Source organism: Psychrobacter sp. TWP2-1-2 (assembly GCF_049896785.1).
In the GTDB taxonomy this organism is placed as follows: Bacteria; Pseudomonadota; Gammaproteobacteria; order Pseudomonadales; family Moraxellaceae; genus Psychrobacter.
In genome coordinates, this window is the sequence record NZ_JAFCVA010000004.1 from 51,811 (window position 1) to 73,725 (window position 21,915).

The window sequence follows — 21,915 nt, forward strand, 5'->3', positions numbered from 1 at the left end:
CACACCTTTTGTCAGTCATGCTAAGGTATAGTTTATTGAATGAACACCAGTAGGCGAATAGATGAACAAATTAATCCCTATGATCTTACTATCACTGACAGCTTGCCAGCCTATAGACAATACAGTTAATGATACTGATGATGTTATAGAGGTTACTGATATTTATTGGTCAAGTTATGGCAATGTTGAGCCATACCCGTTTACTACTAAGTATGGTCACATTGCTTGCAGCTTGAACGAAGTAACATATTATCCTGATGATACGATCAATGATGAGTCGCAAGTAGGCTTACCACTGAACAAACTGGCTCAGAAAAGACAAGATGAAATTGGTATGAAGCCAACCGTATCAAACGCTATCAAGCCTAATGCTGATTTATCCGAAGTTATTAGAATGGGGCTAGATAGGTGCAAGCAGACAAAGGCGCGGTTAGAGAAATTTAGATCAGAAAGCGGTATGTAGAAAAATCAAATTTGCCCAATGATTTAGATAACTTATATAGTGATCGTGTTTGAACTAACTTTAAGGTAGTAAATATCATGAGATTATTAAACCAATTATCCACATTCCTATCAGGCATTATAGTTTTAACAGTTTGTTCTTTGGGAGTAGCAAGTGCCAATAATGAATATGCCATGGTTGCAGCCGAACCATCTAGTGCAGAAGCATACGCAAAAGCACAAGCAGCAGGAAAAGTAGCTAGGGCAGAAGCATACGCGAAAGCAGACGCAGCCATTGCAAAAGCAAACGCAGCCATTGCAAAAGCAGAAATAGCTAGGACAGAAGAAAAAGCAGCTAGGGTAAAAGCACACGCAGCTAGGGCAGAAGCGGACGCAAAAGCACTCGCAGCTTGGGCACAGTCCAGTGCAGAAGCAAAAGCAGATAGGGCGGTATCATTCAAGAGGCTTGAGCTGAAGGAATTAAGCACACATTGAGCGACATCTTATGCAGCGGTGCCAGCGACCTTATGCAAGTATGCAAGCAATAAGAAAGCGTTTGAATTGGCATGAAAACCCTAAAAGCATGCGCTATAAAAGGAGTAAGTGCGAGTTCATGCAAAGAAAACGCACACATTTAAGCGCCATTATTGAGCGCGTGCAGTCATTAGCAATTCAACCCCATGCAAACAAAGTGCACGCCCTAAACTTTTAATTACGCGGACGCATAAAAATCACTTAGGCAGCGGTCACCGCTTGTGAAGTCCTGAACAATTACACCGCCCTATAATGTTGAGAAATGTTGAAACATTAAATAGTGCAAACAATTACAAAATAATCTTTAGTTGATAGGGTAGGCACTGAATAACAGTAAAATCAAAATCTATTGTTGGTATTATGGTTGGTATCGTCTTATTTTTAACTTTAAATAGTTATAAAAATCAACTACTTGCACTTATAGTTTAGTTTCCGCCATCTCCACCAAACAACGATAATGGGCTGACCGTCATAGACGGTTAGCCCTTTATTTTGGGCGTTTTCTGGGTTTTCATTACCTCGTAGGGGTATGGCGAACCATATAGAATGTTGGTATTAGAGTTTATACATACTCTCAATACCAACAAAGGATAGCCCAATGCCCTTAACTCATACCGTCATCAATAAGCTACAGCCCAGTAGCACCTCGATTGATACAAAGCGACCTGACAAACATAGTGACGGTAACGGGCTGCAATTATGGGTGCGTTACACTGGCGTTAAGTCATGGATCAGCGCATACCGTTGGCAAGGTAAACAGCAAACCCTCACTATTGGAACTTATCCAGTAATGAGCCTTCAAAATGCACGCCAGCGCAATATTGAGATCAAACGCTTAATAGCTGATGGTGTGAACCCCAAAGATCATAAAAAAGAGCAGCAAGCCATCCAAGACGGTTCAAATATTTTCGATAACATAGCCCAGTCATGGTATGCAGAACGCAAAACCTACCTAGCAGAAAGCACCTTTACCCGTAACTATTCCGCCTACATGCGTGATGTTAAGCCCTCTATTGGTCAAAAGAACATCAATGATATAACCGCGCCTGATATATTAGCCATTGGCAAAGCAGTAGAAAGCCGTGGCGCTAATGAAATGGCAAGGCGTACTATTAGAGAAGTAGGGCAGATATTCAAACATGCGATACGCAATGGACTAGCCACACATAACCCAGCCACAGACCTAGCCGAAGCCATCAAGCCACATAAAACCGTCAATCATAGTGCTTATCTACTACAGCCCCCAAGGCCTTGATACGTCAGATATTTAATGACTCAAAGCAATCAGCTGGTGCTCGCACCATTGCCGCTATTCTATGGTATCAGCACAGCGTCAGAATGACCCGCTATCTGGCAGGTAAGCTTATGAGAAGCATGGGACTGAAAAGCTGTCAGCAAAAGATGCACAAATATAAGCATGCGGATCAGATGCATAGAACCTATGAAAATATCCTAAGGCACAATTTCAGTCCAAGCATGCCTAATCAAGTCTGGACAGGAGACGTGACTTACGTTAGAGTTAAAGGTGGCTGATGCTATTTAGCGGTAGTGTTAGATTTGTTTGCACGTCGTGTCGCGGGCTTTGCTGTCTCAGACTCACCCGAAGCATACTTACCAGTAAAGCACTACAGATGGCGTATCACACGAGACTCAAACCAAATGGTGTGCTGTTTCACTCTGATCAAGGCACGCATTACACTATCAAGGCATTTGCCGAATCCATTGCTAATTGTGATGATATGAAGCAAAGTATGAGTCGAAAAGGAAACTGCTGGGACAATGCGCCTACTGAACGCTTCTTTAGAAGCTTTAAAACCGAGTGGATACCAAAGGGTTGCTATGAGAATATCTTTGAAGCTAAAAGTGCCATCACTGACTATATTTGGGGCTATTATCAAACGGTGAGACCGCACAGCTTCAATAATTGTTTAACACCAATAGAACAAGAGAGACGCTACTTTAATCAAAACCTCTTATCAGATGTCCTAAATTAGTTGACCACTACACTCCCTGCGCTTTGTTCTTTGCTGCCTCGTTAATGTTAATAGTCTGGGTCTGTGCTCCCTTGATGCAGCGTAGTGTCGCTAATGGTTTACCACCCACTAGTCCAAACTTATAGACAAAACCAACGAGCATTTTTACATTAATCAAACCTTGACTATTGGTCTGTTTGACAATTTCTCGTCCTCTATAATAAATGATAAACCTAGTATTTTTAACAGGCTGTTTATTATGATCTTTTATTTCTATATTGAATGCTTCTACAGGCAGTAAAGCCCTTATTGTTTTACCTTGATGACTGCTATTTACTTTGAAATGTGTTACTGCTTGCAATTTGCCATTGCCAGCCACACAGACTTCTATATCTTGACCGACTTCTGCTGTGATATTAGATTCTATACCATTATTACCGGTACGATGCTCTTTGGGTTTGCTTTTGTAAATAAGGTAGTAGCGCAAATTAGTAATAGGCTTTTGGGTATTACCTTCAACGATTTTAATAGTGAAGGTGACATTTTTTAGTGCCTCAGGAGATGAGGGTTGTTGTGCTTGTTGCTGTTTGTTTTGTTTGTTACGTTGATCTTGAGAAGATTGGTCTGGTACAGGCATAGGCTTGGGTGAGCTAGGCTTACTAAGGGTATCCGTTGCCTTGATGCTGCCTGTTATATCTATAGTAGAAAATTTTTAAAGATAACTATTTAAAATTCTTCACTTTGAGCTGCATATGTTTTCAAGGAATTTATGCATATATCAGAAGTTTCGTATACAAATTTAAACCAACCCTCTGAATCTTTATAAAGGTGAATACCGGGATTTTGTATTAAATTTTCATCATATTTACAGTTCATTGTCGAGAATTCTTCAAGATTAAGTTTGTCACATTTTCGCTCTTTATCAGATAGTAATGGATCAAAGCCCCAAACTGTTAAACTATTACTAATGTTCATAGGCTTCACTTCGTCGTGTGAGCATACTGATGTAAAGTTAGAAACGGATAGTTTTGATATTACTTCGGTTTCATTTATTTTTGCACTTGATGTAGTTGTACTACTGTTGTAGCAAGAAGACAGTACAAACATAGAAAAAAGAACAAAAGAAAGGTTTTTCATAATTATTTATCCGCATTGTCTAAAAAAGAATTAGGGTTAATTAAGTCGCTTCTACGTTTGAATTTGCCACCCGCTGCTCCTTTGATTGTAAGATTAGAGGTATCGCTAGTATTTGAATACATTTCAAGATGTAACATGTTGCTTGGAACATTAATACCCTTAAGTTTTCCAACAGCTCCAATAGGCTGGCCTCTGATTACTTCATCTTCTGCTTTGACTTTTATAGAACCAGGTGCTAACTCTCCATATCTGATAATATGGTTTTGATGTTTAATGGTCACAAAATCAGTGCCTGCATAAAAGCCACCAGTACTTAACACAATACCTGATTCCATTGCTCTTACAGTCGTTCCAGTCGGCGCATATAGATCTGCTCCTGCATGTTTGCGTTTACCACTTGAACGATTGCTTCCAAAAGATCTCATACCTGATTTGTAATCTGCAGTTGCATTTATTGGCAACGGGTATAAGTAGTTTTTAGGCTTCTTAGCCTTATAAACATAAGCAGTACCGTTTTTATCACTATTAGCGACGATAGTACCTTTCTTAATTTCCTTACCATTCTCGTTAACTATCACCGCAATGCTGATACCCACATCTGAATCATGTGTACGACCTCTTGTGCCATCACTGCCAGTAGTAGATGGGTTTTTGCCATATTTAGTGGATTGAGTCCAATAGGTTAATCCTGATAAAGGCTTATTGGTAGCTTCATCTAAAAACTTAATCGTGATCTTTGCTTGATCTGTCTTAACTTCATGAGTAGGGCCTTGTTGTGTTACTTTGTCATTGCGTATGACAGTGCCTTTACTAACATCGCTTGAAGTACTAGGTTTCGTAGGGGTTGGTTTTTGAGAGGACGGCGTAGTGGAGGGTGCATTACTAGAGGTAGTAGAGCCTGCTGAACTGCTATTATTTTCAATCAGTTTATCAGTGCTGTATATCCATTCAGTTGAGCCATTAGTGACAATATTACTGGTAAATCTATTTGCTGCTACATGAATGACTTTTAGTTGCTGACCTGCTAGTGCTTTGACAGTGGCTATGCCTCTTGCATTCGCTTTTCTAATCCCAGAGGTGCGACCGCGATAGACGGTTTTAAATTGATAGTTAGGAACAGGCTTTTTGTTCTTATCAATGAATATAAGTTGTAGGGTTACCACAGGGACTTTGAGTACTTTGGTCTGTCCGTTCAAGTCGCCTGTCACTGGAAATGCCATACTGTAGATGGATTGCTTTTTACCGCCATCATCATCAAGGTAGACGCCAATAGATTGGCTAACATCAGCTTTTATACCTGATTCAAGACCTGAGCTATCCGTTTTATGGGGTTTAATGTTGTTCTTGTACTCAAGATGGTAGGTTGTATTGGATAGGGGCTTACCTGTGTCGCCTTCTACTAGTTTTATGTTGAAAGTAACTTCACTTAATATATCATCGTCTTTTTCAGAAGTTGCGACTGATACTTCATTGCTTGTAGTATCATGTTGATTTTGACTATCTCTTATATCTGTTTCATGTTTTTCTAAACTAGACTTAAAGCCATTGCCTGTATCTACTATTATTGTTGCCACAATGTCTTTGCCAGTAGGTAGAATTTTTAGATTACTACCTTTTTTATCCTTTAGATAAGTTCCATTAACTATAAATCTAACACCCATCTCTATTCGAGCAAAAAAGACGGGTAATTGTCCTTTACTGTTTGTTTTTAAGTTAGATAAGACAGGGATCTTTTTGCCAGAAGCGAATCTTATGTCAACGCTTAATCCATCCATTGACAAACCTTTATTGTCATGCAAAGTAACAAATATTTTTGAACGTTTAAATCGTAACCATTGAAAATCATCCTTTTCAGTTCCACTAATTGAAACAATTTCTTTTTTATTATCATTTACCCAAACAGGTATTTCAGTAGTATAAAGACTTGGTTGATCTCTATGGAGTTGTTTCTGAGCCTTTGGACTCCAATAAAATACAACGCCATTAGTATCATCTTTAACTTTACCTTCATAAATTGGCTGAACAGTATTAATAATATTCTTGACAATTCGACCAACTTTATCTGAGTTAAAATTGTTGGCATTAAGTTTAGTCATTGCGTTACGGTAAGGTTTGGTGTTGTGTGTGTAGGCATCAAAACCTGTTGTAGTAACGATACCATTAATAGTACTGTAATCTGTCCAATTCCCAAATCCAATTCTATTTCTTATAGAGTGGGCGATTACTTCCCAACTACGCGTGCTACTAGCACCAGCTTCACCATAAATAGTAGCTACAAAAACTTTAAACTCTTTACTATAGCTCATATTAACTCTCGCAAGCGTTTTCAATTTCGAGTGTGATTAAATTAGATTGCTTTCCGAAAGCATATAGATGTAGAGTTCCTTTATTATCAATAAATGCATCTTCTTTAAATATCTGGTGTAATGGTTCTGTATTCAGAAGTTCTTGATAATCCTCATTATCCTTATACATTGCCATATTTGAAAAATCATAGAGTAATTTATTGAAGGGTTTTTTATCACTTAAAATTCGAGAGAATACTTTATGTTCATTCCAGTCTGCATAAATGATACATTTCCTATTTTTATCGAATAAAATTTCATTGTCTTTTGTTAAGAATAAATCTTTACTTGTGATGTAATGTCCATATCCACAAGGGCTACCACAGGATATATGAAAATAATAGAGATTATCATCAATTTTTTTTATATCACTGATTTTATTAGTATCAAATTTGACTATCTCTTTACTCTTACCTTCAAGTATACGATATACAGAACATATATCTTGTGAACAAGTCTTTATAACTGAAAAATTCTCAGCATCTTGCGCTAAGCAAAATTGTGTTATCAAACAAGTTGATAATACAGCTATTTTTGCAATATTTTTCATTTTAGCTCCATTTTCTAGCTTACTAAGAATGTTTCTTGAAAATAAAAATATTTAACAGCAGAAATCGTCATCATCGTCTTCAATATCAGAATTAGATTGTTCTCCATCAAAAGGATTAAATGAACCAATGATATCTTCCTCGTTATGTGCGTTCTCACATTGTTTAGAGAAGTAAGCGCCCTGTTCAAACACAAACTCAACCTTATCAGCCTTATCCCCAAACACTCTTAAAGTCTGACCATCTTCATCAAGCTTACCCTCAAACTCTGTTCCTTTAGAGTGATTTATCAGTTTGTAGCTAATACCTTGATCTATAAAATCTTGCGGTAACAGCTTTTTAAGATCAAATGCCTTGCTAAACAATCCCGAGGTCGGTAAAGCAACCACTGGCGCATTCACTTTAGCCCCACCCACCAAACCCTTCTTCACCGCTTTGATCTTAATCACCCCCGGACACACCAGTTTAATCCCACTATCATCAATCGTAATCGATGCTCCTGCTGACGTTTGCAGCTTGATCCGCTTAGGACTCGACACATTCACCTGTCCCGACTCACTACCAATCGTCATACCTTGCTGACTGTGCAATTGCATCTCACCGCCTTGTGCCTGAATACCAAGTGGCTCTCTATTGGCACTGATATGTAGACCTGACCGATCGGCTTGACTACCAACCCCAGAGAGCGAATCAATCGTATTTGCCGTCAGCGTATAATTGCCTGCCACCACATCCGACTGGGTACTGCCTGATTGTCTGACTATTGTTTTCGCCGTCCATAGGGTATTACTTGCTGACGCTAAGATACTGTCTTTACTGACCAGCATCACATCAGCAGCGCCCAATACTTCCGTATTTAGCGTCTCATCGATGATTTGTGCGCTGGTTTTAAACGCTTTTATCGATTGATTGGCGGTCTGCATGGCTGCTGTGGATTGCAAATGTGCCTGCTTGGTCTCTTGAAAGGTCTCGCTCAGCTCAGTGCCCAGTTTTAGTTGACGTTGTCCTGCATCATTGACCCAAGCAGACTCGTGCTCGCTTTGACTATGTCTGATATCAAAGGTGGAGAGCAGTACTCCAGACTCACCTGTAATTTGCAAACCATGGTCGGTTGCTAGATTAATACCTTGTCCACTGATTGATGATTGATGATTGCTATAACGATGACGTAGCACGCCAAGCTCAAGTACGTGCTCATCAGGGGCAAAGGTGGTGCTAGAAGTGATGGTTGGTGTTTCAGCATTGGCACGTGATCCTGTATTCACCGACCACTGCATTCCTATCTGGTTGGGCGTATCATCAAAGCTTAGGGTCACTTCAGAATCAGACGTCAGCCCATATTGAGCAATACCAGAGATCCAACCACTGTGAGTATCATCTTCACTAATTTGCGAATGACCCAAACCACCACCATGCCAACGAGGAGAAGATCCGCCTTGCAAGTTGTGCCTATTCGATAAGCCTGCGTCACGAGTGGTGATGTCTTTGTCATCGATATCGCCCATACCGATACCGTCATAAAGCGACCTGCTAATCACAGGACTGTCGATATCGCCATACCAATGGTTAAGCAGCACCGACTGTCCCAGCCTTGGCGCAAACTGCCAACCATGCGTGCTACCAGATGAAAGTTGCAATGAGCGCAGGGGCGGGGTAGTGCCATCATCATGAGGGCTGATACCTGACCAGACAGGCGTAGTAATAGTTTGCTGTAGATTGTCAGTACTGACACTTGAGTCATAGCTGGGGGAGGCTGATAAACCTGTGTCACCAGTACGTGCTTGGGTGAGACCCGTGTAAGTGCTACTGGCAAAGGATAAAGAACTGGGATAAGGGCAATAAGGAATAGCTGCGTCAAGTAACGTCGCTGATACCCAAATCCCAGTATTGCGGGCGATGTCAAAGCCATGTTCAGGTATTGAAAAGTGACTGTGATTCATTGCATGACAGTGCATATGCTGAGCAGTGCGCTGTAACCACTGTTTGATAAATATTTGATGATGGTATGAAACGCTATCGTTGTCAGGCTCAATACCGATTAAGGTAACCGCGATACAATGCGTCGATAAGCTTCCAATAGAGGGTAGGTTATTGATACTCACTGGGCTACCGACACTTAGACCACGCATGGCTCCAGTCGCTTGATAAGTTTCGCGCTGACAGTGATTGGCAGATATCCATTGCTGTGCAAGATGAGCGGCGGCATCATCGCTGTGCACGCGAGACGGCGCACCAATTAATACCGTCGTGTCATCTATCGCAAGCAGTGACTCATCTACTGCTTGACCTTCATAAATAGTATCTGCCGCCAACCCATCTGCTCGTACTATTACCCTATCACTGCCAAGTTGCTGCGACCTCATTTGTAGCGTATTGACACTATCTTGACCTGATTGTACGGATGATTGGGCATAACTATAGGTCAGCGGTATGAGCTCGCCTGTGTCTAAACCATCAACCAAACACCACGTGCCAAGCTCATCAACGCAATTCCCTGACACCCATAAAGTCGATATACCAATATCAGCGAGCAGTCCAGTGATGAATTCATAGTCGCTGACATCCGACTGGGTGCGCATTGATAAAGGTGCCGATAAACGTGCGGATGATTCATCATCGGATGACAAAAGAGACTCAGATATTTGCCAATTTAAATCGTAATCACTAAGGATGAGGGTAACAATATCGAGCGTCGATTGATTGATAAAACTGCGGGTATGTATCGACTGTGCCAACTGCCAATCGGGGCTAACAACTTCTAAAGTATAAAAGTGCATCGCGCCATCAGATTGCTGATAACGGATGCCACGTATCAGCCCAGTACGACAGCTAGCGGTACGATCAGCGGAAAACGTGGTTAAGCATATCGGAGCATTGATTAATGATAAACAAGCGTTCGATTCGATAAAATTATAACTAAACACTAGTATGTCAATATTATCAGATTGATTAATGCCGCTTGCACCGCAAAACGCAACAGGGTAAAAGGTGTTTATCGTTGAATTATCAGTATGAACGGTAATATTATGTAGACGATTGGTCTTAGAAGGCATAAGAAGGGTACCGTTACTGCTTATTTTATACCAAGAAAATGGCTTGAATGGGTGACTTACTAAATTATTTATTAAGAAAAGTATAGAGTTTATTGAAATATTGTCAAGTATATGTATAATCAACCTCATTGATTTTTTATAATTAATGAACTTTAGTTATATTTATTTCTTTTAAAAATCTATCCTTTTATATTTTTAGTGATGATACTGTTGTTATGAATCCTATTTATCGTACTAAACTTGCCACCGCAGGTCTGCTATCAGTCTTACTTAGCGCGTCTTTATTGACAGCGGGTTGTGGCACCACTGCTCAGAAAAATGTACAAACCACGGTCAGCAAACCAATAGTGAAGCAGTTGAGTGAGCCTTCGCTTGCCTATTTGTCAAACGGCAATCAACTTAGCAGTGAAGCGTGGATGACTATTGCCAAAAATAACTATGAAAAAAAACGCTATGCACGGGCATTGAGAGCAGCTAATGAAGCTCTAAGCGTTGATAGTGAAAGGCTTGATGCACGTCAGCTTGCCATGCTTTCAGCAGTTAAAGTGATGGAAAGTAATATTGATGCTTATCACGATAATAGTTTGATGAATAGTGGTGATAAGGCGACACTGAATGAAACGCTCACCAATATCACCACTTTAGTTAACGCGTCTAATTAAAATAATGTTGAGCAGGCGCATGTATTTATCTCACACCAATAATGGCGAGCACCGACTTACAATGACCAGTATCAGAAGCAATATTAGAGTCAGTTTTACGCTATCCAAAGCGTTTTTGGCAGGTCTATTCATCATGGGTTCAGCAATGACTACCGCCCATAGTGAGCTTGTCATACAAGAAAAAGACCCCGGTTCTAGCATCATAAATCAATTTTCGGCACTCAAAAATGCTGATGCAAAATCACCGCAACTGCATCAACTGGTCACGGATTTGAATCAAAGAGTATCTCGTAATCCTAATGAATCGCTAGCATGGGAGATTTTGGCGCAGATTTATTCTAACAATGGCTATCATGCTTATGCTGTTTACGCAGCCAGTGAAGCCATTGATCTGGGTCAAAGCACTGCTAAGCTAAAAAAGATACTACTCAATAGCAGCGCTATCGTCTCCCAAAGCCAACTGCAATCAGATTATCTCACTGATGAAGTGGATGCAGCGTTTTTGAAGGAGTATCAGTACGCTTTAAGTAAAATATATGGTGATATCTATGGTTTCAATTACGACGAATCTTTGCCGAAACCACCAGCGCCAGTCGTCAAGCCTAGAAGCGGTAGATCAGGCACTAAATCAAAACCTCAGCCCCACGTGTCTGTAAAAAAAGCATCGAAGCCTATTAAGAAAAAACCAGCCGTAAAAAAACCGCCACGACCACCAAAAGTTAAGCCTGTTACTAAACCTTCACCTACCAAAAAAAGTAACGCCAAATCGACTGATCCATTCAGTATATTGCGTTCAAACTAGACATTGCTGAGGTAACTTATTATGGCAAAGCAAGACAGTGTACAAAAGAAACTCGCAAAAGTACGTGCGCCTCGGGTGCATCTGACTTATGACGTTGAAGTAGGCGATGCGATCGAAACCAAGGAGATTCCTTTTGTGGTCGGCGTTTTGGGAGAGTTTTCAGGAGATTCAACCCTTGAACAACCACGCTTTAAAGACAAAAAGTTTGTCGAAGTAGATTTAGATACCTTTGATGAGGTGATGTCAGGTCTAGCACCGCGTGCGACCTTTCGAGTAAGCAATGACTTAAGTGATAAAGGCGGCGAATTCGCGGTTGATTTGGCATTCAATAGTATCAACGATTTTCGTCCTGAAGCGGTTGCTGATCAAATTGAGCCACTAAAGCAATTGGTACAAGCACGAGATCGCTTGGCAGATTTACGCAACAAAATATCGGCCAACGAAAAACTTGAAGACCTATTAGATGACGTGCTTAAAAATACTGAGCAAGTCAAAAAAATGGCGGAACAAAATCAAAACGACGGTGAGGATTAAACGATGAGTGCCCAAGCCCAGCAAAATCTAGCACCTGATGCGTTAAATAATGACAGTTACGACTTACTCGAAGAAATCATCAATAAAAGTAACGTTGCCAAGTCTGATGACGAAAAAAATCGTGCCAAGTCGCAAATTGCAGAGCTTGCCAATGAAGTCATGCAAGGCACCGTAACGTTGTCAGACAATTTGGCCGCATCGATTGACGCGCGTATTGCCCAAATTGACGCGTTGATCTCCAAGCAGCTGACCACCGTCATGCACGCGCCCGAGTTTCAAAAGCTAGAGTCCAGCTGGCGTGGCTTGCATTATTTATGTAGCCAGACTCCGTCGGAATCCATGCTAAAGATTCGTATGATGAATACTACGAAGCGCGAACTGACTAAAGATTTTCAATCGTCAATTGATTTTGATCAAAGCACGCTGTTTAAAAAAATATACGAAGAAGAGTTCGGTAGCTTCGGTGGTGAACCTTATGCCGCTATCGTTGGTGACTTTGAATTTACTCGCCAAAACTCAGACATGTATCTGCTTGAGCAATTGTCTCATGTTGCGGCCGCTTCTCATGCACCCTTTGTGTCGGCGGCTTCCGCTGAAATGTTTGGTCTCGACTCCTTTACCGACATTGGTCGCCCGCGAGATTTGTCAAAGATATTTGAAACCGCTGAATATATACGCTGGCGCGCGTTCAGACAGTCAGAAGATGCGCGATATGTTGCGTTAACCGTGCCTAGCTTTTTAGGTCGTCTGCCTTACGATCCTAAAGATGGCACAGTAGTCGAAGGGTTTAACTTTACGGAAGAAGTCTCTGGTAATAATCATGACGATTATCTATGGGTGAACGCGGCTTATGCGTTCGCTTCACGCTTGACGGCTGCTTTCTCTGACTATCGTTGGTGTGCTGCCATTCGTGGCGTTGAGGGTGGTGGCTTGGTTGAAGGGTTACCTGTTCATACTTTTAAGACTGACGAAGGGGATTTGGCACTTAAGTGTCCAACGGAAATCTCTATCACCGATCGCCGAGAAAAAGAGTTAAGCGACTTAGGATTTATCCCGTTAGTCCATTGCAAAAACACCAATTACGCTGCTTTTTTTGGGGCGCAGTCAGTACAAAAAGCCAAAACTTATCAAAACGATGATGCCAACGCCAATGCTGCGCTATCGACGCAGATCCAATACATTATGGCGGTGTCACGTATTGCCCATTACCTAAAAGCAATGATGCGCGATAAGGTAGGTAGCTTCTTAGCACCTGGTAATGTTGAGTCGTTTTTAAATGACTGGATTTCTCGTTATGTCTTGCTAGATGACGGCGCCTCACAAGAAGCAAAAGCCCAGTACCCACTGCGCGAAGCTTCTGTACAAGTTGTAGAAGTGCCGGGTAAGCCTGGTGTCTACAAGTCCGTGGTCTTTTTGAGACCACACTTTCAACTTGACGAATTGTCTGTTTCTTTGCGTCTGGTCACTCAACTGCCGCAATCTAGCAACAGCTAATCGTTTATTAAAAACTAACGTGAAATTTAAATTTTAAAAAAGGTATGTGATATGAAAGATATTTATATTCAGTTCCGCGGTAAATATAAAATTGATGGCGAGTCTCGTGATAGCGAGCATAAAGGTTGGCTTGAAGTAAACACTTGGGATCACTTGATCCGTCAGCCAAAATCAGCGACAGCAAGTAGCGTTGGTGGTCATACTTCTGAGCGTTGTGAGCATGCTGACATGACGTTTATGAAAGATTTGGACTCGACCAGCCCTAAACTATGGGAAGCGTGTTCTGCTGGTTATACTTTTGATGAGATCCAAATTGATTTTTATCGTGCTAACGGTGACAAACGCGTTAAATATCTTGAAGTAAAACTTAAGCATGCGCTGATCGCAAGTGTCGAGCCAACGGTACGTTCTGAAGGCGTACCAATCGAAAAAGTCGGTATCAAATATGCTGCTGTTGAGTGGACTTACACCCAGCAAGATATCGATGGTACTGCTAAAGGCGCTGTGACTAAAAAATGGTCACTAGCCAACAACACTGCTACTTATACCGCCTAATTTAGGTTGTATCAGGTGTCATCTATTGTGTCGTACCGAAAAAGAAAGGTTTATATCTAGGCCTTTCTTTTTTGTTTGTTAAATAGGAATGATTATATCAATGAATTACGCCACTAACGCCTCTAACAAAGAAATTGGCTTTCGCCCAAATTTGTTTGAACAGTTATTTGATGATCAGCCCCGTCATTTGTCGCATGAGCTCGTGGTTCGTCGTCTTAATATCGATGAGCTAAAATCTTCTGTTGCACGAGACCTTGAAGCTTTATTAAATACGCGTTGTGTGGTGTCAAGTAAGCTTCAATCCTATCAACACGTGCGCTCATCGATATTGAATTTTGGCATATTAGATTTTGTGGGACTCAGCAGTGCCAATCCTACTGACTGTGATTATATCTGTCGCCAAATCGCCCAAACAGTCGAGCAACAAGATACCCGGCTAAAAAACGTTCGCGTCTCGTTAGATATTGGCGCTGTTGATGTCAATCAACTGTGTTTTTCTATTGAAGCGTTATTAAAGGTTTATCCAGCACAAGAGCTGGTCAGTTTTGATGCGTTCTTTGAGCCAAGCTCTCAGCGTTACTTAATAAAATAATCATTATCCAATTAATGAAATAACTACTACTACCGCTCAATCTATACAGTTAGCAGCGATCAATATATTGAGGCGTCATGGACAGTTTACTTCCTTACTTTGAGCATGAGCTTAGCCTGTTTAACAAACAGTCAAAAGAGTTTGCCAAAAAGTATCCCAAAATAGCCAATCGGCTACTAATGGGACACGATACGGTAGATGATCCGCATATAGAGCGGTTGATACAGGCTTTTTCGCTGATCAGTGCACGTATCAATAAAAAATTAGACGATTCATACGCTGATTTTACCGAATCGCTATTAGAAGTCGTTTATCCCGATTATCTCAAACCTTTTCCATCGGTCTCTATTGCACAGTTCAATCTGGGCGTACAGGGCAATGCGATGAGCGAGGTTGTCGTCGCACCGAAGCAAAGCACGTTTGCGACCCAAAAAATAAACGGTACGCCTTGCCAATTTCAGTCCACCCAAGACGTGACATTACTACCACTAGAAATAGATAGCGTCAGCTTTGAGACGCGCCAAGAAGTCTATGACAATCAGCATGGCCTACTGAATGGCTGTATCAGTATCAAGTTCAAAGCGTTGAATCCAAGCTTTGACTATCAAGCACTATTAAATCATTCCCTAGACTTATATATAGATGAAGATGCCAGTCAAGGCACGAGTTTATGGGATTTATTGTGGTGTGATGTGAAGCAAACGCATCTGCATGGTAAGCAGGTCAACAAGATAACAGGCAGTCCGTTTGAGATCATAGGCTTTGACCCTGAGCAGCAGATTCTTCCCAGTCACCGAGTGAGTAATGCCGCCTCTGCTTTATTGAAAGAGTATTTTTATTTCCCTGAAAAATTCAACTTTTTACGCTTGAGTCTTGGCCGTGCCTGTCCAAACTTAAAAGTTGACAGTAATGGCTTTGAGATTCGTTGTTACTTTAAGTTTGACAAAAAAAATACCATCCGCCTAAAAAACTTGCAACAGTTGAGTGCCAGTAGCATTAAGTTGTTTTGCACGCCTGTTGTCAACTTATTCAAAGCGGCTGCTAAGCCCATCCAAGTGACGCATCGTTCTGTCTATTATGATTTGGTGCCTGATACGCGCGCACTTTTTCAACATGAAATCTATGAGGTTAATAAAGTCATAGAATCTAAGCAAAGTGACAATCGCTTAATACAACGTGAGTACCACCCATTTTATGCGCTCAATCATTATGAGCAGCAAGATGAAGGTCGTTATTATCATATTAAACGTGATAAGGATATGGCTGAGTTCAAACAGGGTTTTGAATATCAGATTATGTTTGTAGAAAAGAACCGCGAGGATTTATCAGGTGCGGTGAGCATGAGTGCGTCTTTGTTGTGTACCAATAGAGATTTGCCATCCCAAGTAGTGTTCGGGCAAAGCCGTGGTGATTTGTTTAGCGAAGGGATGTCGGGGTTTAGCAGTCTGTCGTTATTGAAGCAGCCAACCCGAACCGCAAGATTTGAATATACCGGAGAGGAGCGCTGGCGGTTAATTTCGCTGATTAGCCTAAATTTCTTGTCACTAGCGGCCCAAGATGCGGAGCTGATGAAAGAGTATCTGTCGCTCTATGACATTACGCAATCTGCTTCCAATAAACTGTTGGTCGAAGGTATTGTCTCTGTCGAGACCAGTATTGAGGCTCGACGTATTCAGCGATTGCCGCAACCTGGGTTCGTGCGCGGTACGCTGATTAACATTAACATCAATCAAAAGAATTTCGCTGGTGTCAGTATTCGCCAGTTTGCCAACTTATTAGCGCATGTGTTTGGCTATCACGCGAGCTTAAATAGCTTCGTTGAGTTGGCCATCAGTGATGCCGTAACCAAAGAGGAGATATACAGATGTCAGCCACGCAGCGGTCTCAGTCCTCTTATTTAACGGCTTTAATGGCGGCGCCGCAATCTTATGAGCTATTGCAAGCGCTCCGTTTGGTTCGTCATGAAGTCAGTATGGGATACGCGCCCATTGAGGTGCGTTACCGTGCTTCGCTATCACTGGCGTATCCGCAAGCAGAAATTGAGTCAATGTCGCTGATTGCCCAAGACACTATGGAAGACAGTGGCAGTTCAGTAGAGGATGGTCAAACAAAGGCCAGTTCATTAAAGGCTAGGCAGGTAGAGGTGTGTCCAGCAGTGATTGGGCTAACAGGACCATTATCAGCTTTGCCAGCGATGTATACCGATCATTTGGCATCGCGAGTCAATCATGCAAAAGACAAAGCAGCGCCCGCTTTTTTGGACTTATTTAACCATCGATTGACGGATTTGTACGTGCAAGCGAGTTGGTTTTATAACTTGCCATTACAGTACGAGATAAATAATAAAAAAGACAACTATCTACTGAGCTTGCGGGCACTGGCACGTCAGCCAAAGAAGTTAACTGCCATCGATAGCTTGATTGCCTATGCTGGCATGATTTCCCCAGGACGCCTGACTGCTGATCAGTTGTCACATGTACTATCGCATTTTTTGGACAGCACGGTCAGTGTTGAGCAGTTCGTGCCGGAGTGGTTTGATCTGCCAGCCAGTGAGCAGACCGCGCTCGGTGGGAAGCATGCTGCACTTGGATTGTCGGCGTTTTGCGGTGCGCGCGTCGTGCAGTTTGATAGCAAAATTAGAATTGTGTTTCATCAGTTGGATGCCAAACGCTATTTAAGACTGTTACCAGCAGGGGATATGTATCAAGTCATTATTGATTTTATCCGTAAATGGTGCGGTGTTTGCTTGGCGGTCGAGATGCAACTCGAGTTGGACAAGCAATACATCACCCCTTTGTCGTTATCTGAGAGCAGTTTTGGTAGTTTGGGTCAGGGTGGGTTTTTGATATCGCAGCCTGCGACGCAGCATCATGATGACACCCGCTATGCGCTGCCGATTCAGTAGAAAGGTATTATTAAAAAAACACGGTTAATAGTTGTATATAAGCAGTTTTAAAGTGAATCAATTATAAATTGCTTGTTTACTAATAATGCTCAATAGCTGCTCTAATTTTGTATATCAGCTTTATATTGCCGTTTTATAAAAATAATGTTAAGTCTAATGACAATTGCAATGAAAATGCTAAAGGAAACGATTTATGAGCCAGTTAAAAGCTGTAATTACCCGCTTGAGTCCAAGTTGCCGACAGTGTTTGCAGCAGGCAGCTAGGCTTTGTATCAATAATGGGCATCGTGAAGTCGATACCGTCCATCTATTGCATGAACTGATTGCCACGCCACACAATGATGTGGCTCAAATACTTAAATTTAATAAGATCAATCAGCAAGCGTTGCTAGCCGACATAACTGACTTGCTAAATACCTTTGGCCAGGCAACAGGCTCAACGCCTGTGTTTAGTCAAGGTCTGATGGCGTTGTTAGAAGATGCGTGGGAGCTTGCCAGCAGCCAGCATAGTCAAAGCGATGATAAAAATAGCCCGCTAGAAATCCGCTCTGGACATATATTGCTGGTGCTTTTGGCTTACGAGCGTTATCAGTCGCTACTCAAAACCCTCCCTGAGCCACTACAGTACATTGATCGTTTTACCTTAAAAGATGACTATGAGCGTCAGTGTCTCGGTAGTACCGAGGGCAGTAGTTCGATGAATAGTAAAGGCGTCAATAAAGGTACTGATGATGGTGCGAATAGTGTAGACAACGATACTGACGATCAAGCGTCTTTAAATGCTGAGCAAACTGAAACTAAGCCAACCCCTGCGTTGGATAAATATACTTATGATTTGACTGCTAAAGCCAGTGCAGAGCAAATAGACCCTGTCATTGGCCGTGAGTTTGAAATTCATCAACTGATCGATATTTTGATTCGTCGTCGTCAAAACAACCCTATCTTGACGGGTGAGGCAGGGGTGGGTAAAACAGCAGTGGTAGAAGGATTGGCGCAAAAAATAGTCGCCGGTCAAGTACCTGATCAGCTCAAAGACGTGACGATACGTAGTCTCGATATGGGATTGCTACAAGCAGGGGCAAGCGTCAAAGGTGAGTTCGAAAACCGTCTCAAGCAAGTCATCGAAGAAGTACAAGCGTCGGTACAGCCGATTATCTTGTTCATCGATGAAGCGCATACCTTGATTGGTGCTGGCGGACAGGCAGGTCAAAACGACGCGGCGAACTTGCTTAAGCCTGCGCTGGCTCGTGGTGAGCTTAGAACCATTGCCGCGACGACGTGGTCAGAGTATAAGAAATACTTTGAAAAAGACGCAGCATTGTCACGTCGCTTCCAAGTGGTGAAAGTCGATGAGCCTGATATCGATACGGCAGTGGCGATGATTCGTGGTTTGAGTGCCAAGATGCAGGCGCACTTTGGGATATTGATAGACGATGATGCGCTACAAGCAGCTGTTGAGCTGTCAGCACGTTATATCAGCGATCGACAACTGCCTGATAAAGCGGTCAGCGTATTAGACACGGCAGCCGCACGGGTGAGCTTATCTAAGACGGCCATACCCAATCAGCTCGACAGATTAAAAGCGAAAGGGTTGCAACTAGAGCAGCATATTAATAATCTCAGTCAGCAGCTTGAGCGTATCGGCGGCGTGGACGAAAAAGAAAAAGTCAGCCAAAAAATTGCCGTACTAGATGAGCAGCGCCAAGTTAATCAACAAAGCATTGCTGACATGACCAGTCGCTGGCACGAACAGCGTGAGCTTAATGATCAACTTGATGCCTTAAATCAGCAGTTGAATCACAAGACAGATGGTTCTAATGCGCTTAGTGCAAAAGAGCGCTTAGACAAACAAGCTGAGTATCAAAGTATTGAGCAATCGCTAAAACAGGTGCAAGAGACGCAGCGACTGATTCATGCGGTATTAGATCGACAGGTTATTAAGCAGATTATCTCAGATTGGACAGGGATTCCACTGACCGATATGGCAGGCAATGAAAAAGGCCATATCTTGGGTTTGGCTGACACCTTGCAATCGCGAGTTATTGGTCAAGACCATTCGGTGGCGGCTATCGTCAAGCGTATTCACACGGCGAAAGCACGCCTAGACGATCCTAATCGCCCGCAAGGGGTGTTTATGCTAGTTGGGCCAAGTGGTGTGGGTAAGACAGAAACCGCACTAGCACTATCAGAGGTGTTGTACGGTGGTGAGCGCAACCTTATTACGATTAACCTATCAGAGTATCAAGAAGCCCATAGCGTCGCCTCGTTAAAGGGCTCGCCTCCAGGTTATGTTGGCTATGGTGAAGGTGGTGTATTAACTGAAGCGATTCGCCGTCGTCCTTACAGCGTGCTGTTGCTTGATGAAGTAGAAAAAGCCCATCCAGACGTATTGGATTTGTTTTATCAGGTCTTTGATAAAGGGGTGATGGAAGACAGCGAAGGGCGTTTAATTGATTTCAAAAACACGCTTATTTTATTGACCAGTAATGTTGGTTCGTCTGCGATTATGCAAGCGTGTATCAATACGGATCCAGCCGTTACTGACTTTAGCTTGCCAGACAGCGACAGTCTAAAACAGGTCATTAATCCGCATTTATATAAATCATTCAAGCCTGCCTTTTTGGGTCGTCTAACGGTCATTCCTTATTATCCGTTAACGGATGACGCGCTCGCAGAAATTATTCGTCTTAAACTGGACAAAATCACTGGCCGCATCCGTGACAATTATGATGTGCCTTGTGTCATTGATGACGAGGTGATTGAGCTGATTTTATCGCGTTGTCACGAGGTCGATTCTGGTGCACGTAATGCCGATGCCATCATCAGCCATACCTTGCTACCGCAGCTGGCAGGCCAGCTACTGGCTCATGATGACAGTCAAAGTGTGTTGAAGCAAATTAATGTATTTGTCGATGCCGATGATAATTTTGCTTATCGTCTGGATACTGATGCGGTTGTGCCGTTGAATCAGATGGCGCAAAGCAGTGAAAGTCATGGTGCAGAAACAGCTACCAAAGCAGCTGCTAACAAGTCCGCTGCTAAAAAACCGCGTGCCAAGAAAGCTGCGACAGCAACGCCAGTCAAAAAAGCACCAGTCAAACAGGTACCTAGTAAAAAAACACCTAGCAAAAAAGCACCCAGTAAAAAATCGATTAAGGAAGAATCTCTATAATGAACACTGATAATGCCTTAGTGGCTAACATGGATGCCCTCATTGCCCCTATCGATGGCAGTCGTCACGGTGTGGGTGAAGACCTCACTTTTGACATGCGTATCGATGCCATCGTCGCTGCTCGTCAAGAGGACGATCCGTTATTGGCGCAAGGTAATTGGGTCACTGAGTTAAAAGTGGCTGATTGGTATTTTGTGAAGGATCAGTGTGCAGATTTGTTGATTCATACCAGTAAGGATATGAAGCTGGCACTCTGGTATGTCGATGCATTGAGTCATACCGATCATTTAGCGGGTATCAGTCAAGGTCTTAGTCTACTACAGGCACTTAATGACGAGTACTGGCTCACCATGTATCCGCCACTAGATGGTGAAGAAGACAGTATGGATATCAGGGCAGGGCTGCTCTCATGGTTCGTAAAAGCGCTCACTGATGACCTAAAACAGCTGTCGCTCTCTGATACAAAGACAGAAAAATATAATTACAATTATTATTTAACCGCTCGAGATCATGATAAGCAGCGTCAACAAAATCCTGATAGCGAATCGTCTAGCCAATTAACGCTTAGTGACTATAACAGCGCTATCAAGAACAGTAGTGATGCATGGCAACAAGCGCTCATGACCCATCTCAATAGCATCACAGAGCAATGGCAAGCGCTCACGGAACAGCTAAACAATCTGATGGGTATGGATGCGCCTGTGTTTGCGCCCGTGACAGATCTATTGGTGTCTCTAAAACAGCACCTAAGCCCACTGATACCGGAGCAAGCTGATGCGATAGACAGTAATGGTCAAGAGAGTGCAGCTGATGATATAAATGCTGACTTTGCTACTGACAGTGCAATGCTGAATGATGGGCAAGCAACTGGCGCAAAAAACAACGCACCTACCAGCTTTAATCCGAGTAACCGCGATCATCAAAGCAATCGCCGGCAAGCGCTTAAACTATTGGGTCAAATTCAAGATTACTTTGCGACCAATGAGCCGCACAGTCCCGTGACATTTTTACTCGGTCGGGCGATTGATTGGGCCGATATGCCGCTCGATCAATGGTTGGCTCATATCATTAAGAACGAAGATCAATTATCGATGCTTTCTGACATGATTGGTATTCAGCCAAAACGCGACTCATCTGACGATAGCTATAACTAAATGTAGTTAATTTG

Annotated in this window: 20 protein-coding genes; 15 read left to right on the top strand and 5 right to left on the bottom strand. The window is 42.4% G+C overall.

What is annotated here, in order from left to right; all coding sequences use genetic code 11:
• Positions 1–61 precede the first annotated feature (61 nt).
• The 5 genes from ACP7AE_RS05155 to ACP7AE_RS05175 all read left to right on the top strand — a co-directional run bounded on the left by ACP7AE_RS05155 (position 62) and on the right by ACP7AE_RS05175 (position 2,969).
• Positions 62–463 carry a hypothetical protein gene (locus ACP7AE_RS05155; RefSeq protein ID WP_201501557.1) on the top strand — a complete coding sequence of 134 codons (402 nt, stop codon included), beginning with the start codon at positions 62–64 and terminating at the stop codon, positions 461–463.
• A gap of 77 nt (positions 464–540) precedes the next feature.
• Entirely contained in the window at positions 541–936 is a 396-nt protein-coding gene (locus ACP7AE_RS05160; protein ID WP_426241747.1) for a hypothetical protein, read from the top strand.
• A 637-nt stretch (positions 937–1,573) separates the two neighbouring features.
• Positions 1,574–2,230: a tyrosine-type recombinase/integrase gene (locus ACP7AE_RS05165; RefSeq protein ID WP_227676235.1), complete on the top strand. Its 657-nt coding sequence runs from the start codon at positions 1,574–1,576 to the stop codon at positions 2,228–2,230.
• Complete coding sequence (locus tag ACP7AE_RS05170; RefSeq protein ID WP_201538883.1) at positions 2,227–2,508, top strand: IS3 family transposase; 282 nt, start codon at positions 2,227–2,229, stop codon at positions 2,506–2,508. Before ACP7AE_RS05165 ends, ACP7AE_RS05170 begins: the two co-directional genes overlap by 4 nt.
• 98 nt (positions 2,509–2,606) lie before the next feature.
• Positions 2,607–2,969: an integrase core domain-containing protein gene (locus tag ACP7AE_RS05175; RefSeq protein WP_201538884.1), complete on the top strand. Its 363-nt coding sequence runs from the start codon at positions 2,607–2,609 to the stop codon at positions 2,967–2,969.
• Positions 2,970–2,976: 7 nt separating this feature from the next.
• Here ACP7AE_RS05175 and ACP7AE_RS05180 read toward each other — a convergent pair whose 3' ends face one another.
• The 5 genes from ACP7AE_RS05180 to ACP7AE_RS05200 form a co-directional block, all read right to left on the bottom strand.
• The gene (locus ACP7AE_RS05180) at positions 2,977–3,585 is read right to left on the bottom strand and encodes a hypothetical protein (protein WP_426241750.1); all 609 of its coding nucleotides are present in this window, start codon (positions 3,583–3,585) and stop codon (positions 2,977–2,979) included.
• An 89-nt stretch (positions 3,586–3,674) separates the two neighbouring features.
• Positions 3,675–4,085 (bottom strand): hypothetical protein, encoded by a 411-nt coding sequence (locus ACP7AE_RS05185; RefSeq protein ID WP_201538886.1) that lies wholly within the window; start codon positions 4,083–4,085, stop codon positions 3,675–3,677.
• A 2-nt stretch (positions 4,086–4,087) separates the two neighbouring features.
• Positions 4,088–6,391: a M23 family metallopeptidase gene (locus ACP7AE_RS05190; RefSeq protein WP_201538887.1), complete on the bottom strand. Its 2,304-nt coding sequence runs from the start codon at positions 6,389–6,391 to the stop codon at positions 4,088–4,090.
• A gap of 1 nt (position 6,392) precedes the next feature.
• A complete protein-coding gene (locus ACP7AE_RS05195) occupies positions 6,393–6,980 on the bottom strand; it encodes a hypothetical protein (RefSeq protein WP_201538888.1) in 588 nt (195 codons plus the stop codon).
• 51 nt (positions 6,981–7,031) lie between these two features.
• Positions 7,032–10,031 (bottom strand): contractile injection system protein, VgrG/Pvc8 family, encoded by a 3,000-nt coding sequence (locus tag ACP7AE_RS05200; RefSeq protein ID WP_426241753.1) that lies wholly within the window; start codon positions 10,029–10,031, stop codon positions 7,032–7,034.
• Between the two features lie 215 nt (positions 10,032–10,246).
• Here ACP7AE_RS05200 and ACP7AE_RS05205 point away from each other — a divergent pair, with 215 nt between their 5' ends.
• The 10 genes from ACP7AE_RS05205 (at position 10,247) to tssA (ending at position 21,901) form a co-directional block, all read left to right on the top strand.
• The gene (locus tag ACP7AE_RS05205) at positions 10,247–10,693 is read left to right on the top strand and encodes a hypothetical protein (protein WP_201538890.1); all 447 of its coding nucleotides are present in this window, start codon (positions 10,247–10,249) and stop codon (positions 10,691–10,693) included.
• Positions 10,694–10,712: 19 nt separating this feature from the next.
• Positions 10,713–11,495 (top strand): hypothetical protein, encoded by a 783-nt coding sequence (locus ACP7AE_RS05210; RefSeq protein ID WP_426241755.1) that lies wholly within the window; start codon positions 10,713–10,715, stop codon positions 11,493–11,495.
• 21 nt (positions 11,496–11,516) lie between these two features.
• Positions 11,517–12,029: a type VI secretion system contractile sheath small subunit gene (gene tssB / locus ACP7AE_RS05215; RefSeq protein WP_055124379.1), complete on the top strand. Its 513-nt coding sequence runs from the start codon at positions 11,517–11,519 to the stop codon at positions 12,027–12,029.
• A gap of 3 nt (positions 12,030–12,032) precedes the next feature.
• Positions 12,033–13,523: a type VI secretion system contractile sheath large subunit gene (tssC, locus tag ACP7AE_RS05220; RefSeq protein WP_426241758.1), complete on the top strand. Its 1,491-nt coding sequence runs from the start codon at positions 12,033–12,035 to the stop codon at positions 13,521–13,523.
• A gap of 51 nt (positions 13,524–13,574) precedes the next feature.
• Positions 13,575–14,078, top strand: a complete 504-nt coding sequence (locus tag ACP7AE_RS05225; protein WP_025651832.1) for an Hcp family type VI secretion system effector — start codon at positions 13,575–13,577, stop codon at positions 14,076–14,078.
• 100 nt (positions 14,079–14,178) lie between these two features.
• A complete protein-coding gene (gene tssE / locus ACP7AE_RS05230; RefSeq protein WP_426241760.1) occupies positions 14,179–14,670 on the top strand; it encodes a type VI secretion system baseplate subunit TssE in 492 nt (163 codons plus the stop codon).
• 77 nt (positions 14,671–14,747) lie between these two features.
• Positions 14,748–16,571 carry a type VI secretion system baseplate subunit TssF gene (gene tssF, locus ACP7AE_RS05235; RefSeq protein WP_426241763.1) on the top strand — a complete coding sequence of 608 codons (1,824 nt, stop codon included), beginning with the start codon at positions 14,748–14,750 and terminating at the stop codon, positions 16,569–16,571.
• The gene (gene tssG, locus ACP7AE_RS05240; protein WP_426241765.1) at positions 16,535–17,575 is read left to right on the top strand and encodes a type VI secretion system baseplate subunit TssG; all 1,041 of its coding nucleotides are present in this window, start codon (positions 16,535–16,537) and stop codon (positions 17,573–17,575) included. The genes tssF and tssG overlap by 37 nt, the downstream gene beginning before the upstream one ends.
• 193 nt (positions 17,576–17,768) lie before the next feature.
• Positions 17,769–20,747, top strand: a complete 2,979-nt coding sequence (gene tssH, locus ACP7AE_RS05245) for a type VI secretion system ATPase TssH (protein WP_426241767.1) — start codon at positions 17,769–17,771, stop codon at positions 20,745–20,747.
• Positions 20,747–21,901: a type VI secretion system protein TssA gene (gene tssA / locus ACP7AE_RS05250; RefSeq protein ID WP_426241769.1), complete on the top strand. Its 1,155-nt coding sequence runs from the start codon at positions 20,747–20,749 to the stop codon at positions 21,899–21,901. Before tssH ends, tssA begins: the two co-directional genes overlap by 1 nt.
• Positions 21,902–21,915: the final 14 nt, after the last annotated feature.